The organism is Haemophilus parainfluenzae (assembly GCF_900638025.1).
Taxonomy (GTDB): domain Bacteria; phylum Pseudomonadota; class Gammaproteobacteria; order Enterobacterales; family Pasteurellaceae; genus Haemophilus_D; species Haemophilus_D parainfluenzae_J.
This window is the reverse complement of the sequence record NZ_LR134481.1, coordinates 326,642-342,102: the sequence shown is the minus strand read 5'-3', so window position 1 is coordinate 342,102 and position 15,461 is coordinate 326,642. Positions and strand designations below refer to the sequence as shown.

The following is a 15,461-nucleotide window of genomic DNA, read 5'->3' as shown; positions in this document are numbered from 1 at the left end:
TCTTATTCCAAAAAACGAAAAATAATCGGTGCATTATAGCGGTAACTTAATGTTTTGTCAGTAAATGGTGTTTACGAACACCCAAGAGCGCCAATACGCCTAAATAAACGACCGCAGCCAGTCCAATTAACCAAACCAACCAATAGATACGCATTAAAAATGTCATGGCTGCCCATTCTTGAATCGACGGGCTGTTATACCAAACCAAACCGCCCATGGCTAAGGCTGCACCTAAAACTTTCAGAAAAAAGACCGCACTTTTACGTGAAAAATGGTATACATCCTCTTTAGCTAAACCACGATAAAGCAAATAAGCATTTAAGGTTGCTGACATGGCAGAAGCAATCGCTAAACCCACATAACTAAATGGAATCGCCAACACATTAAAGCCCATATTGCTCACCATGGCGATAATCCCGATTTTCACGGGCGTTTTAGTGTCTTGCCGTGCGTAATAGCCATTAGCCAAGATCTTAATCAGCATAAAGCTAAGTAAACCCGCATTGAATGCCCATAAAGAATAAGAGGCTGCATACACATCTGTTAAGGTAAAACTGCCACGCATAAACAATACGAGTAACATCGGTTGGGCTAACACGGCAATACCAATCGCGGCAGGCACACCAAGTAATAAAATCATTCGTACGCCCCAGTCCATTGTGTTGCGAAAATCAACCGCACTTTGGGAAGAATTATCTTCTCGATTCACATGATGGCGAGCAAGTGTCGGTAAAATCACCGTGGAAATTGCGATACCAAATAGCCCAAGTGGAAACTCTAATAGACGATCAGAATAATAAAGCCAACTAATAGATCCCGTCATTAAGAAACTAGCAATGACCGTATCAAGCAATAAGTTGATTTGACTCACAGAAACCCCGAACAAGGCAGGAATCATCAATCGACGGATTTTGGCTACCCCTTCATCATGCCATGCCCATTTTGGCTTGACGAGCAAGCCTGCTTTCTTCAAAAAAGGAATTTGGAATAAAAATTGTAATAAACCACCTAAGAAGATCCCGATAGCAAGGGCAAGATCGGGATTGTCTAATCTTGGTGCGAGGAAAAGTGCGGTCGCAATCATCGCGATATTGAGTAAAACAGGCGAAAACGACATCACACCAAACTTGCCTATAGTATTTAAAATCGCGCCGGAAAGTGCCACAAAGGTGACAAACCATAAATAAGGAAAAGTAATTTTTAAGAGTAAAGACGCTTGTTCAAATTTGTGTGCATCGGGTCCGTTATTTAGCCAATCGGTAAACCAGCCCATCCCAAAGATCGCCGCCACAACAGGTGATCCCACCATAGCAAGCAAGGTGACAATACTGACTAAACCGCCTAGCGTACCCGACACTTTCCCAATAAATTCACGGGTTTTAGAAAGATCGCCCGATTTTTGATATTCGGCTAACACAGGGACAAAAGCCTGAGAAAATGCCCCTTCCGCAAATAAACGACGTAAAAAGTTTGGGATACGGTTAGCGAATAAAAACACGTCTGCCGCCGCGCCTGCACCGATCAAATGTGCTATTACCACATCGCGGACTAGACCTAACACACGGGAGACTAATGTCATCCCACTCACGATAATACCGGATTTTAAAAGTCGTTTACTCAAAATAGGGGGCTCTTCAAAAAAATTTGCCTTAATTGTATAGAATTTTTGTTTTTACGCTATATTCCAACGAAAAAAACTGATAAAATCCTGCCCACATCGTTTGTGTGAGCCAATAGAAAGCGCTTTTTTTAAATAACGATGCTTACTTTCGGTTGTGTCTCACCGAAATCAACACAAATTATTCATTGACAAAAGTATAAAAAATCGGCATATTCTACGCCCTTATTTTGTCATAATCATCTATCAGAAATTTTAGGAGTTTGACCTTGGCTAATATCAAGTCAGCAAAAAAACGCGCGGTTCAATCTGAAAAACGCCGCCAACACAACGCAAGCCAACGCTCTATGATGCGTACTTACATCAAAAAAGTATATGCTCAAGTAGCAGCAGGTGAAAAAGCAGCAGCTGAAGCAGCATTCGTTGAAATGCAAAAAGTTGTTGACCGTATGGCTTCTAAAGGCTTAATCCACGCTAACAAAGCAGCAAACCACAAAGCTAAATTAGCTGCTCAAATCAAAAAATTAGCGTAATTAAAGCATTAAAACAGCTTAAAAATAAACCGCACTTTAGTGCGGTTTTTGTTTGCCGTAAACCGTCCTGCCACAAACGCCCTATAACGAGCTTGCATTCCCCCCTTTAACCTGTAAACTACCCCACAACTTAAAAAATTAATCATAAAATAAACTATAATAAATGACCAAAAAATCTTTTAAAAAAGCGGATCCGAATTATCAAAAAGAATTAGCCAAATATGGTAATCCGATCCCAAGCAGAGACTACATTCTGCAAATTATTCGTGAAAATAATGCCCCGATGAGTCGGGAAGAAATTTTGACCGCACTTTCAATTAAAAGTGACGAACAACAAGAAGCCATGCGTCGTCGCTTGCGTGCCATGGAGAATGATGGACAGTTAGTTTTCACTAAACGTAAACGCTATGCCTTGCCTGAAAAATTAGATTTATTCAAAGGCATAGTTATTGGCCATCGCGAAGGCTATGGCTTTTTACAAGTCGAAGGCAAAAAAGAGGATCTCTTTATTCCTAATCACCAAATGCAACGTGTAATGCACGGTGATTTTGTGTTAGCGCAACCTGCAGGCTTAGATCGCCGTGGTCGTCGCGAAGTCCGTATTGTTCGCGTACTTGAAAGTCGTAAAAAACAAATTGTCGGCCGTTTCTTCTTAGAAAATGGCTTTAGCTATGTGGTGCCTGATGACAGTCGTATCGGACGAGATATTTTAGTCCCTAATGAACACCGCAATGGTGCACGAATGGGGCAAGTTGTCGTAGTTGAATTGCAGGAACGTTCTGCCTCCTTTACTCAACCTGTTGGCATCATCACCGAAATTCTGGGTGACAATATGGCAAAAGGAATGGAAGTGGAGATCGCCCTTCGTAATCATGACATTCCTCACCAATTCCCAAGTGCGGTCGAAAAATACGTTAAAAAATTCACGGAAGAAGTGCCTGAAGAAGCCAAAAAAGGTCGTGTGGATTTACGCAATCTGCCACTGGTGACCATTGATGGCGAAGATGCACGCGATTTTGATGATGCCGTATATTGCGAAAAAAGCGGTAAAGGCTGGAAACTTTGGGTGGCGATTGCCGATGTCAGCTATTATGTGCGTTTACGTTCTGCATTAGATACTGAAGCTTATAACCGAGGTAACTCCGTTTACTTCCCTAATCGTGTTGTGCCAATGTTGCCGGAGATTTTATCGAACGGATTATGTTCACTGAATCCACAAGTTGATCGCTTATGTATGGTGTGTGAAATGCACATTTCTGCAAAAGGTAAACTCACGGACTATCGTTTTTATGAAGCGGTAATGAACTCTCATGCACGTTTAACCTATACGAAAGTCGCGGCAATTTTAGACGGTGATGATGAACTTCGCATCCGTTATCAAGGGCTAGTACCACATTTAGAAGAATTGCATCATCTCTATCAAGCATTACTCAATGCACGCAAACAACGTGGTGCCATCGATTTTGAAACCATCGAAACCAAATTTATTTTCAATGCCATGGGACGAATTGATCGCATTGAACCTGTTGTTCGAAATGATGCGCACAAAATCATTGAAGAATGCATGATTCTTGCAAATATTGCAGCAGCAAACTTTATGGAAAAACATAAAGAGCCAGCACTCTATCGTATTCATGCCACACCAAGCGAAGAAAAACTGACGTCTTTCCGTGCATTCTTAAGTGAATGCGGTTTAAGTCTTGAAGGCGGCATGAAACCGACCACAAAAGATTATGCAAAATTGTTAGAGCAAGTGAAAGATCGCCCGGATCACGAGCTTATCCAAACCATGTTGCTTCGTTCATTAAGTCAAGCGGTTTATCATGCGGATAATATCGGTCACTTTGGTTTGGCGTTAGAAGAATATGCACACTTCACTTCCCCAATTCGTCGTTATCCAGATTTAACTCTTCACCGTGGAATTAAGTATTTATTAGCGAAAGAAAAAGGTGCTAAACGTAAAACCACAGATACTGGTGGCTATCATTATTCTTTTGATGAAATGGATTTATTAGGTGATCACTGCTCGATGACAGAACGCCGTGCCGATGATGCCACTCGTGAAGTAGCAGATTGGCTGAAATGTGAATATATGCAAGATCACGTAGGTGCTGAATTTAGCGGAGTGATCTCATCTGTAACGGGCTTTGGCTTATTCGTACGTTTAGATGATTTATTCATTGACGGCTTAGTCCATATTTCCACTTTAGATAACGACTACTATCAATTTGATGCGGCAAAACAACGTTTAATCGGTGAAAATAGTGGTATGATCTACCGCCTTGGCGATAAAGTAAAAATTCGCGTGGTCGCCGTTCATTTAGAACAAAAAATGGTAGATTTCAGTTTAGTCGAAAGTGCCAGAAAACCACGTCGTGTGGGAAAAACGGCGAAACAAAAGTCAAAAAAAGTCTTTAAGGAACTGCCACCTAAAGCGTCAAAAAAACGTAAAAGAGCGGTTAAAAATAAAGACGTTTCTAAGAAGCCGACGAGAAAACGGAAGAAATAATAAATAAGAGAACCCTATGTCAGAAAATATCTATGGTATCCATGCTGTAAACAGCATTTTAGCAAATAGCCCTGAGCGTTTAATTGAAGTATTTGTGCTGAAAGGCCGTGAAGATAAACGCCTACACCCCTTACTCAATGAGCTATATGCTTTAGGCATTGCGGTGCAATTTGTAAATCGTCAAACATTAGATAAAAAATCCAATGGTGAAGTACATCAAGGTGTGATTGCGCGTGTGCAAGAAGCGAAAGAGCTGAATGAACATGATCTGGATGAACTTCTTACTCGTAAACAAAATCCACTTTTATTGGTGCTTGATGGCGTGACGGATCCCCATAACCTAGGGGCCTGTTTACGTACTGCGGATGCAGCTGGTGTGAGTGCAGTCATCGTGCCAAAAGATAAATCGGCTCAACTCACTTCTATCGCACGTAAAGTGGCTTGCGGTGCTGCGGAGACTGTGCCATTAATTCGCGTAACCAATTTAGCTCGTACTTTGCGAGATCTACAACAAACTCATAATATTTGGGTAGTAGGGACGGCCGGCGAAGCAACAGAAACCATTTACCAAAGTAAACTCACTGGTTCTCTAGCCTTAGTGATGGGGGCGGAAGGTGAAGGCATGCGCCGTCTTACTCGTGAGCATTGTGATCAATTCATTAGTATTCCAATGGCGGGCTCAGTTTCATCCCTGAATGTTTCCGTTGCGACTGGCGTATGTTTATTTGAAATTGTGAGACAACGTCTTGCCGCCTAAAAATGCGTGAAAAAACGACCGCACTTGATATAAAAAATGCCGACAAATCATTGTCGGCATTTTTATTATTTTGAAATCGTTTTCCCGAATATCATGGAAAGCACTAAAGTACATAATGCGGGTACAAGCCAGGCAAGCTCTTGTGAATAGAGCGGGAAATGAGTCATGATTTGATGTAAGCCTTCTGGCAACATATCCAAGTTTTTCAAACTATCAATTAAACTAAAACAAACCGTCACAAAAATAGTGGTGTAATAGCTCAATCTAATAGAAGGCAATTTATTACGCACAAGCTGTAAAATCATTAACATGATCGCCATTGGGTAAATCAACAATAAGGCAGGAATCGTCACTCGGAGTAATTTTGTTAAGCCATATTGTGAAATAATTATTGTCATCGTTGTGAAGAAAATAATCCAAAATGGATAAGAAAAACGCGTCGAAAACTTGGAGAAGTAATCACCACACGCACTGGTTACGCCCACTAATGTGGTTAGACTTGCTAAAGTAATAATACCCGCCATGATCCAGGTTCCCGCTGTGCCGAATAAACTGTTCACATAACGAGAGAAGATTTGTCCGCCATTTGTTGCGCCTTGTGCCACGGCATCAGAAGTCGCTCCTAAGTAAAATAAGGCAAAATACAAGCAACCTAATAAAATAACAGATACGAAACCCGCTGAAATGGTATATTGAACAATCTTTTGCGGATTCGTTACATTTTTTGCAGATAACCCCCGTGCAACAATGCCACCAAAAGCAATCGCTGCCAGTACATCCATCGTTTGATAACCACTAATTAACCCTGTGGTTAATGCTGAATTCTCAGCATACGCCTGAGATGGTGCAACAATATCAGAAAGCGGTGAAACAAAAACGGTGATCCCAACAACAAGTAATAAGACCAACAATGCCGGTGTCATCACTTCACCCACAGTTGAAATAATTGTGCTTGGACGAATCATGAATCCCATCGCAATAATATTAAAAATGACAGAGAAAATGAGGCGGGCATTCGTGCTATCTTCCGCAAGCCCTAATGGTAACCATGCCATTTCATAAGCCACATTGGTAATTCGAGGCATGGCAAAGGTGGAGCCTATCACTAAATAAAGAATGGTTAAAAAGGATACGCCTGCCCACTTGGGTAAATCCTTTGTTAGCTCTTCACCACGTCCTAATACCGATACCACAACTAAGGTGATAAATGGCATTAACACACCAGTTATTATAAACCCCATGGAGGCTGTTGCCCAATGGTTACCTGCGGTGTAACCTTCCATCGGAGGAAAAATAATATTTCCTGCGCCTAAAAATAAGGCAAAAATCATCATACCTAATACGATAATATCTTTTTTTGAAAACATAAGCAGTCTTGACGAATAAATGGATTTTGAATTCTACTCTAAATGACGATTAACTCCAAATGTGGAAGCAAAAATATGCAAAAAATCATCGTTTTAGCTAAATAAAGAGCTCGATTAACGAATATTTACGGATAGCATTTCCCAAAAATCAGTAAATTTATGATAGTATCCAAACTTTATTCGTTTTTTATTATTTTTTAGGAGAGAATAAATGCATAAACTGAGTTTGACTCAACAAATTCAGCGTTTTTTCAAATTGGAATCAGCTGGCGGAATTTTATTACTTTTATCAGCAGTGGTCGCAATGCTTTTGGCCAATTCACCACTCAATCAAACCTATAATGACTTTTTAAATTTACCTGTTAGCATTAAAGTCGGATCTTTTTCAATTGATAAAACTTTAATCCACTGGATTAATGATGGTTTTATGGCTGTATTCTTTGTTTCAGTCGGAATGGAAGTCAAAAAAGAGTTATTTGAGGGTTCCCTTTCAAGCTATCAACAAGCCATTTTCCCAGCTATTGCAGCCGTGGGAGGCATGGTTATTCCAGCATTAGTTTACGTTTTGATTACTCAACAAGATCCCACTTTAGCCGATGGTTGGGCAATTCCAATGGCAACAGACATTGCCTTTGCACTTGGTATCATGGCACTATTAAGTAAACAAGTACCGCTCCCATTAAAAATCTTTTTACTTGCTTTAGCCATTATTGATGACTTAGGTGCGATTGTCGTCATTGCACTATTTTTCTCACACGGATTGAGTGTACAGGCACTGATCTTTGCTGCGATTGCTATTGTTGTACTTATCGCATTAAATCGCTTAAAAGTGACCGCTCTTTGCGCCTATATGGTAGTAGGAACCATCTTATGGGCTTCCGTATTAAAATCAGGCGTACACGCGACTCTTGCGGGTGTTATTATCGGATTTTGCATTCCATTGAAAGGTAAAAATGGTGAAACGCCATTACATGATTTTGAGCATATTCTTGCCCCTTGGTCATCCTTTGTTATCTTACCATTATTTGCGTTTGCCAATGCAGGGGTAAGCTTTGATGGTATTGATTTCAGCATGCTGACATCACCATTATTGCTTGCGATTTCTCTTGGATTACTTCTAGGAAAGCCTCTTGGCGTATTTGGTTTCAGTTACCTTTCCGTTAAACTTGGTATTGCAAAACTTCCACAAGGCATTAACTTCAAACAAATTTTTGCTGTAGCTATTTTATGCGGTATTGGTTTTACTATGTCTATGTTCTTAGCAAGTCTTGCATTTAATGCGGATGCGGGAGAAAGCATTAATTCCCTTTCTCGCTTAGGCATCTTATTAGGTTCTACTGTTTCTGCGATTTTGGGATATATCACATTGAAAAAAACAACAGCATTACCAAGATAATCGCGCTTCTTAAAAATCCTTTGCTAAGCTTAGCAAAGGATTTTCTTTAATTCTTACACTTACAATAAGATCCCACTCTCTGCTTTAGTAAAGTTCATCACAAATAAGCTTTTATAAGTTCGAACATGATATTCACCGGTTAGGACACGGCGGGTAAATGAATGGTAACTTTCCATGCTTTCAGCATGAATAAGCAACATAAAATCATAATCACCAGAAATCTCATAACAGCTCACCACATCGGTTTCTTGGCGCATTTTTCGCTCAAATAATTCTTGAAAGCAGGAATGTTGGTTATCCATTTCCACCATCACAAAAACACTAATACCTCTACCTACTGCCTTTGGCGATACGATCGCAACTTGTTTAGTAATTACACCTTTCTCTGTCAGTAATTGAATTCGACGCTGGCAAGTTGCTACCGAGCTGTGAACCTCTTCAGCGAGCTCTTTTAATGGTAAGGTTACGTCTTGTTGGAGAATATTCAAAATATCTCGATCTAATTTATCTAGTTCCATTTTTTATCCTTGAAAATAAATACTAAAGAACACTAAAACTTGAGAAAAATAATCGTAAATTATTCTATATTGAGAAAATTTACCATGTCAGACTTTTATAATGATGTTATTCAACGTAAGAAAATGATAAAAATGGCTCAAGGTATCTTTCTAGGAATTATCTCACAATTTTTATTTGGCCTGCTGTATTTATTCAGTTTATGGCTACAGCCACTTAGCGGCACAGATGTGTTTGCTTGGCGAATGGTGATGATGGTCTTCGGGTTATTTTTAATTATCTTCCCTACAGTGGGTTGTCGTTCATTATCAAAATTAGTCAATGAAACCTTAGGCAAAGACAAAAAACGTTGGATGCTGTTTTTGCTTGGTACACTCGATGCAGGTAGCCAATTTTGGTTATTTATGTGGGCTCCCGTTAATGGCGAGGGAGTGAATATTGCGATGGGATATTTTCTATACCCATTAGTCATGGCATTACTTGGTCGACTCTGGCTGAAAGAAACACTTTCGATTATTCAAATTATTGCATTATGTATTGCAGCGTTGGGTGTGATACATGAGTTATGGCACAACCAAACCTTTTCATGGACTAGCCTTTGGGTATGTTTAATTTATCCCTATTATTATTTAAGCCGTAAAGCAATAAGAATACCTCCCTTACAAGGCATTACGCTAGATACATGTATTATTGCCGTTCCCTGCCTTATTTATTTGATCATACAAGAACAGCAATTTTCTTTTGTGATGAATGAAAGTCGATATTGGTATTTATTACCTGCATTAGGTTTAGTCAGTGCAATTGGCTTATCTGCCAATTTAAAATCGAGCCAACAAATTCCCATCAGTATATTTGCTGTACTCAGTTATCTGGAACCCACCTTGCTTTTTTTAATTGCAATATTCTGGCTTAATACGCAAGTTTTCCCATCTGATTACGTCACTTATGTACCTATTTGGATAAGTTTGATTTTGCTTGGAATAAATGGCTTAATGAAAAAACATCACTAAATTTGACCGCACTTTGTGTGCTAAAGTAAGGTCATTCTTGAAATAATTCTAATTCACGTTCATAATGAACAAACATTCATATTTTATAGACTGAAGCCTTTTTACTTCAGCATTTTTCCGATAAGGCTCGCATTATGTCCGATCAACAAACAGATACACAAAACTCTTCAAATAATAAATCTCAACAACGTAAAAAAGGGCTTTCCATTTTTATTCTTTTGCTTCTTCTAATTGCAATTGGTTCCGCGGCTTATTGGTTTTTCTTTATTAAAGGCTTTGAAGAAACGGAAGATGCCTATGTGAGCGGCAATCAGGTGATGGTCTCATCACAGGTGGCAGGGAATATTGCGAAAATTAATGTCGATAATATGGATCCCGTACAAGCCGGTGACGTGTTATTAGAACTGGATGATACCAACGCTAAATTAAGTTTTGAGCAAGCTAAAAGCAATTTAGCCAATGCGGCTCGCCAAGTTTCTCAACTGAATTACACCGTAAAACAATTAAAATCGGCCGTTCGAGCGAATGAAATTACCCTTGCTCAAGCACAAGGAAACTTGAATCGTCGTGTGCAATTAGTCAAAGATGGGGCGATCGATAAAGAATCGTTCCAACATGCGAAAGAAGCAGTTGAACTGGCAAAAGCGAACTTAACTATCTCACAAAATCAGCTTGGCGCAAATCAAGCCTTATTGTTAGATGGCTCTTTAAGTGAACAACCGCAAATTCAAAGTGCGGTCAGTAATTTGAAGCAAGCTTGGTTGAATTTAGAACGCACAAAAATCCGCAGCCCAATTAAAGGTTATGTAGCTCGTCGCAATGCGCAAGTAGGGCAAGCAGTTTCTGTTGGCAGCACATTAATGGCAGTGATCACTACCGATCAAATGTGGTTAGACGCCAACTTCAAAGAAACACAATTAACTCATATGCGAATTGGTCAACCCGTTGAAATTCATTTCGACCTTTATGGTAAAGATAAAACCTTTAATGGAAAGGTCGTGGGAATTGAAATGGGTACGGGCAGCGCATTCTCATTATTGCCCACTCAAAATGCGACCGGCAACTGGATCAAAGTGGTGCAACGTGTTCCTGTACGAATTCAATTAGATCCGCAACAGCTTGCTGAAAACCCACTACGCATTGGGCTTTCTGCGACTGTAAAAGTAAATGTGAGTGATAGCCAAGGTGAAACCTTGCGTGACCAAGCGCCAGCGACAACGCTTTATTCTACGAATGTGCTGCAATATGATGAAAGTGCGGTCAATAATTTGATCGAATCTATTATTCGTGACAATAGCTATTAGGTTCCGTTATGCCGCAATCTCATTTTAAGCCACTACAAGGCGGAGCGTTGGCAATCCTGACATTGGTACTCTCCCTTGCTACTTTTATGCTTGTGCTGGATTCAACCATCGCCAATGTCGCTATTCCAACCATTGCGGGTGATTTAGGTGCCTCGTCGAGCCAAGGAACTTGGGTAATCACCTCGTTCGGTGTGGCAAATGCGATTTCGATCCCGATTACAGGCTGGCTGGCAAAACGTTTTGGTGAAGTGCGGTTATTTTTAATCGCAACGCTATTATTCGTGCTAGCCTCTTGGCTTTGTGGTATTGCAAATAGCTTGGAGATGTTGATCGTTTTTCGTGTTCTTCAAGGTGCAGTAGCGGGTCCCATCATTCCCCTTTCTCAAAGCTTATTACTCAATAATTATCCCCCTGAAAAACGCGGAATGGCATTGGCTTTTTGGTCGATGACGATCGTTGTTGCCCCGATTTGTGGTCCGATTTTAGGAGGTTGGATCAGTGATAATATTCACTGGGGTTGGATTTTCTTTATCAACGTCCCAATTGGGCTTGCTGTTGTCTTAATCAGTTGGAAACTTTTAGAAGGCCGAGAAAGCCGAATTTCTCATCAACCAGTTAATACTATTGGGCTGATTTTGTTAGCACTCGGTGTAGGTGCGTTGCAATTGATGCTGGATCAAGGCCGCGAGCTAGATTGGTTCAACTCCACTGAAATTGTGGTACTCACCATTATCGCTGCAGTAGGTTTAATCGCCCTCATCATTTGGGAACTCACGGACGATAATCCCGTTGTCGATGTCTCCTTATTCAAATCCCGAAATTTCACCGTAGGTTGTGTTTCGACCAGCCTTGCCTTTCTGGTGTATTCAGGGACGGTCGTGCTCATTCCACTTCTGCTCCAACAGGTTTACAACTATACAGCAACATGGGCGGGACTTGCGGCTGCACCAGTGGGATTATTGCCGATTCTACTTGCACCGATTATCGGGAAATTCGGCAATAAAATTGATATGCGGATTTTAATTACCGTCAGTTTTATGGTTTATGCGCTCACCTTTTATTGGCGAGCCGTGACCTTTGAGCCAGAAATGACCTTTATGGATGTGGCATTACCGCAATTTGTGCAAGGGTTAGCGGTCGCCTGTTTCTTTATGCCACTGACAACCATTACGCTTTCAGGTTTACCGCCCGAAAAAATGGCTTCAGCGTCGAGCTTATTTAATTTTCTCCGAACCCTTGCCGGCTCAATAGGCACATCTCTCACGACATTTATGTGGTATAACCGCGAAGCCGTGCATCACACGCAACTCACGGAAGTCATTAATCCATACAACCCGATTTCCCAACAATTCTTCCAAACGATGGGGAGCTTTGGTTTAAGCGAAGAACAAACGGCATCATATCTTGCCAGACAAATTACCGCTCAAGGCTTTATTATTGGTGCTAACGAGATCTTCTTAGTTTCTGCGATAACATTTATTTCCTTGGTTGTTGTAATTTGGTTTGCCAAACCACCTTTTAGCAGCAAACATTAAAAATATCCCAAAAAATAACCGCACTTTGATAATGTTCAAAAGTGCGGTTGATTTTTCTAGCTTTTTGCCAAGATATCTTTTAAGAATCTCGCGGTATGTGAACCTTTGACTTTGGCGACTTCTTCTGGTGTGCCTGTTGCAATGATTTGACCACCGCCGCTACCGCCTTCTGGACCAAGATCCACAATCCAGTCTGCAGTTTTGATCACATCTAAGTTGTGTTCGATCACCACGATAGTATTGCCTTGATCGCGCAAGCGATGTAACACGTCGAGAAGTTGTTTAATATCAGCAAAATGCAGACCAGTTGTCGGCTCATCTAAAATATAAAGGGTTTTACCGGTATCGCGTTTTGAAAGCTCTGTCGCTAATTTAACGCGTTGTGCCTCACCACCTGAAAGCGTGGTAGAAGACTGACCTAAACGAATGTAAGATAAGCCTACATCCATTAGGGTTTGCAGTTTACGCGCAATCATTGGGATGGCATCAAAAAATTCACGGGCTTCTTCTACCGTCATATCTAATACTTGGTGAATAGTTTTGCCTTTATAACGGATCTCCAAGGTTTCACGATTATAGCGTTTACCTTTACATTGATCACAAGGTACATACACATCCGGCAAGAAGTGCATTTCTACTTTTAGCACGCCATCACCTTGGCATGCTTCACAACGACCACCGCGTACGTTAAAGCTAAAACGTCCTGGGTTATAACCACGCGCACGAGCTTCTGGCACGCCCGCAAATAATTCACGAATTGGGGTAAATAATCCCGTGTACGTCGCTGGGTTAGAACGTGGTGTACGACCGATCGGGCTTTGGTTAATATCGATCACTTTGTCAAAATATTCCAAGCCTTCAATGGATTTATAAGGCGCAAAATCCGTTTTTTCCGCACGATTTAAGGCGTTTTGAGCCAATGGGAATAACGTATCATTAATTAGCGTTGATTTACCTGAACCTGATACCCCCGTAATACAAGTAAATAAGCCCACGGGGATCTCTAAATTCACACCTTTCAGATTATTCCCTGTTGCACCTTTTAATTTTAAAAGTTTGCTTTTATCAAGTGCGGTTCGTTTTTTCGGAATTTCAATTTTTTCTTTGCCCGATAAGAACTTACCCGTAATCGAATTTGGGTTTGCCATAATTTCTTTGGCTGTGCCTTGTGCGATTACTTGGCCACCATGCACACCTGCTCCAGGGCCAATATCAATAATATGATCGGCTTCTCGAATGGCATCTTCATCATGTTCCACCACAATTACGGTGTTACCCAAATTACGCAAGTGAATGAGCGTATTTAACAAACGTTCATTATCGCGTTGATGCAAACCGATAGAAGGTTCATCCAACACATACATGACACCCACTAAGCCCGCACCAATCTGGCTCGCAAGACGGATACGTTGCGCTTCACCACCCGAAAGGGTTTCTGCAGAACGAGAGAGGGAAAGATAATTCAAGCCCACATTCACTAAGAATTCTAATCGCTCTCTGATCTCTTTCAGGATTTTTTCCGCAATTTGTGCTTTTTGACCGGTTAAAGTAAGCCCTTGGAAAAAGTCAAGGCTTTCACCAATGCTTTTCTCTGAAATTTGAGGCAAGTTAATGCTACCGATATACACGTTACGAGCTTCAGGACGAAGACGCGAGCCACCACAATCTGCACAAGGGCGGTTGCTGATGTTTTTCGCCAACTCTTCGCGCACAGACATGGATTCCGTTTCTTTATAACGGCGCGCCATATTATTCAAAATCCCTTCAAAAGGATGTTTGCGAATCACCACATCACCACGGTCGTTCATATATTGGAATTCAATTTCTTCCTTGCCTGAACCGTGCATCACAATATCTTTAATTTTTTGTGGCAAATCTTCGTATGGTGTTTCAATATCAAATTTGTAGTGTTTTGCCAGCGAGGTAAGCATTTGATAGTAATAGAAATTACGACGATCCCAACCTTTCACCGCACCGCTTGCGAGAGAAATGCTTTTGTTTTGTACGACTCGACTTTCATCAAAGAATTGCTGAACCCCTAAACCATCACAAGTTGGACACGCCCCTGCCGGGTTATTAAATGAGAATAAGCGAGGCTCTAATTCCGGTACAGAATAACCACAATGCGGACAAGCAAAATTCGCCGAGAAAACCAATTCTTCAGCCTTAGGATTATCCATATCTGCCACAACTGCTGTACCACCTGAAAGCTCCAAAGCCGTTTCAAAGGATTCCGCCAAACGTGTAGCTAAATCTGACCGCACTTTAAAACGATCTATCACCACTTCAATAGTATGTTTTTTTTGTAAAGCGAGCGTTGGCGGATCAGATAAATCACAGATTTCACCATCAATTCTTGCACGAATATAACCTTGTGCCGCTAAACTATCTAACAACTTAACATGCTCACCTTTACGGTTTTTCACCACGGGCGCAAGCAACATCATTTTGCTTTCTTCTGGCAGACTTAAAACTTTATCCACCATTTGACTGATGGTTTGTGCCGTTAATGGCACATCATGATTAGGACAACGCGGCTCCCCTACGCGAGCAAACAGCAAACGCAGATAATCGTAAATTTCGGTGATCGTACCCACGGTTGAACGCGGGTTATGAGAAGTAGATTTTTGCTCAATAGAAATCGCCAGCGACAAGCCCTCAATCGAATCCACATCAGGTTTTTCCATCAAAGAAAGGAATTGACGCGCGTAAGCAGAGAGCGATTCCACATAACGGCGCTGCCCTTCCGCATAAAGCGTATCAAATGCTAAAGAAGATTTGCCCGAACCGGACAAGCCTGTAATCACAATTAATTTATCGCGCGGAATAGTTAAATTGATGTTTTTGAGGTTGTGGGTTCTTGCCCCACGAATGTCGATAGTATCCATAAAAAAGCAATTGCCTTAAAAAAATAAA

At 41.0% G+C, this 15,461-nt stretch carries 11 protein-coding genes; 7 read left to right on the top strand and 4 right to left on the bottom strand.

What is annotated here, in order from left to right; translation table 11 throughout:
* Positions 1-46: 46 nt before the first annotated feature.
* Entirely contained in the window at positions 47-1,621 is a 1,575-nt protein-coding gene (gene murJ / locus EL215_RS01735) for a murein biosynthesis integral membrane protein MurJ (RefSeq protein WP_126469783.1), read from the bottom strand.
* A 266-nt stretch (positions 1,622-1,887) separates the two neighbouring features.
* Here murJ and rpsT point away from each other — a divergent pair, with 266 nt between their 5' ends.
* From rpsT to rlmB, 3 genes are all read left to right on the top strand, one after another.
* Complete coding sequence (gene rpsT, locus EL215_RS01725) at positions 1,888-2,151, top strand: 30S ribosomal protein S20 (RefSeq protein ID WP_005695217.1); 264 nt, start codon at positions 1,888-1,890, stop codon at positions 2,149-2,151.
* A gap of 163 nt (positions 2,152-2,314) precedes the next feature.
* Positions 2,315-4,660 (top strand): ribonuclease R, encoded by a 2,346-nt coding sequence (gene rnr, locus EL215_RS01720; RefSeq protein WP_126469781.1) that lies wholly within the window; start codon positions 2,315-2,317, stop codon positions 4,658-4,660.
* 16 nt (positions 4,661-4,676) lie between these two features.
* Positions 4,677-5,417, top strand: a complete 741-nt coding sequence (gene rlmB / locus EL215_RS01715) for a 23S rRNA (guanosine(2251)-2'-O)-methyltransferase RlmB (protein WP_126469779.1) — start codon at positions 4,677-4,679, stop codon at positions 5,415-5,417.
* A 65-nt stretch (positions 5,418-5,482) separates the two neighbouring features.
* Here the strand turns inward: rlmB and brnQ are convergent, their stop codons facing one another.
* The gene (gene brnQ / locus EL215_RS01710; RefSeq protein WP_126469777.1) at positions 5,483-6,784 is read right to left on the bottom strand and encodes a branched-chain amino acid transport system II carrier protein; all 1,302 of its coding nucleotides are present in this window, start codon (positions 6,782-6,784) and stop codon (positions 5,483-5,485) included.
* A 211-nt stretch (positions 6,785-6,995) separates the two neighbouring features.
* Here brnQ and nhaA point away from each other — a divergent pair, with 211 nt between their 5' ends.
* Positions 6,996-8,180 carry a Na+/H+ antiporter NhaA gene (gene nhaA, locus EL215_RS01705; protein ID WP_049357834.1) on the top strand — a complete coding sequence of 395 codons (1,185 nt, stop codon included), beginning with the start codon at positions 6,996-6,998 and terminating at the stop codon, positions 8,178-8,180.
* 59 nt (positions 8,181-8,239) lie between these two features.
* On the opposite strand, the gene EL215_RS01700 is transcribed toward nhaA, so the two are convergent.
* Positions 8,240-8,698, bottom strand: a complete 459-nt coding sequence (locus tag EL215_RS01700; protein WP_126469775.1) for an Lrp/AsnC family transcriptional regulator — start codon at positions 8,696-8,698, stop codon at positions 8,240-8,242.
* A 123-nt stretch (positions 8,699-8,821) separates the two neighbouring features.
* Between EL215_RS01700 and rarD the strand changes: the two genes are divergently transcribed.
* The 3 genes from rarD (at position 8,822) to EL215_RS01685 (ending at position 12,545) form a co-directional block, all read left to right on the top strand.
* Positions 8,822-9,706: an EamA family transporter RarD gene (gene rarD, locus EL215_RS01695; RefSeq protein ID WP_164757088.1), complete on the top strand. Its 885-nt coding sequence runs from the start codon at positions 8,822-8,824 to the stop codon at positions 9,704-9,706.
* Positions 9,707-9,840: 134 nt separating this feature from the next.
* Positions 9,841-11,010 carry an EmrA/EmrK family multidrug efflux transporter periplasmic adaptor subunit gene (locus EL215_RS01690; protein WP_126469773.1) on the top strand — a complete coding sequence of 390 codons (1,170 nt, stop codon included), beginning with the start codon at positions 9,841-9,843 and terminating at the stop codon, positions 11,008-11,010.
* An 8-nt stretch (positions 11,011-11,018) separates the two neighbouring features.
* Positions 11,019-12,545 (top strand): DHA2 family efflux MFS transporter permease subunit, encoded by a 1,527-nt coding sequence (locus EL215_RS01685; RefSeq protein ID WP_126469771.1) that lies wholly within the window; start codon positions 11,019-11,021, stop codon positions 12,543-12,545.
* Between the two features lie 56 nt (positions 12,546-12,601).
* Here EL215_RS01685 and uvrA read toward each other — a convergent pair whose 3' ends face one another.
* Positions 12,602-15,433 carry an excinuclease ABC subunit UvrA gene (uvrA, locus tag EL215_RS01680; protein ID WP_126469769.1) on the bottom strand — a complete coding sequence of 944 codons (2,832 nt, stop codon included), beginning with the start codon at positions 15,431-15,433 and terminating at the stop codon, positions 12,602-12,604.
* Positions 15,434-15,461 lie beyond the last annotated feature (28 nt).

Excerpts from the sequence above, each read along its gene's own strand:
- EL215_RS01700 (WP_126469775.1), bottom strand. The coding sequence starts at position 8,698 with ATGGAACTAGATAAATTAGATCGAGATATTTTGAATATTCTCCAACAA.
- rnr (WP_126469781.1), top strand. The coding sequence starts at position 2,315 with ATGACCAAAAAATCTTTTAAAAAAGCGGATCCGAATTATCAAAAAGAA.
- rlmB (WP_126469779.1), top strand. The coding sequence starts at position 4,677 with ATGTCAGAAAATATCTATGGTATCCATGCTGTAAACAGCATTTTAGCA.
- EL215_RS01685 (WP_126469771.1), top strand. The coding sequence starts at position 11,019 with ATGCCGCAATCTCATTTTAAGCCACTACAAGGCGGAGCGTTGGCAATC.
- brnQ (WP_126469777.1), bottom strand. The coding sequence starts at position 6,784 with ATGTTTTCAAAAAAAGATATTATCGTATTAGGTATGATGATTTTTGCC.
- uvrA (WP_126469769.1), bottom strand. The coding sequence starts at position 15,433 with ATGGATACTATCGACATTCGTGGGGCAAGAACCCACAACCTCAAAAAC.
- EL215_RS01690 (WP_126469773.1), top strand. The coding sequence starts at position 9,841 with ATGTCCGATCAACAAACAGATACACAAAACTCTTCAAATAATAAATCT.
- nhaA (WP_049357834.1), top strand. The coding sequence starts at position 6,996 with ATGCATAAACTGAGTTTGACTCAACAAATTCAGCGTTTTTTCAAATTG.
- rarD (WP_164757088.1), top strand. The coding sequence starts at position 8,822 with ATGATAAAAATGGCTCAAGGTATCTTTCTAGGAATTATCTCACAATTT.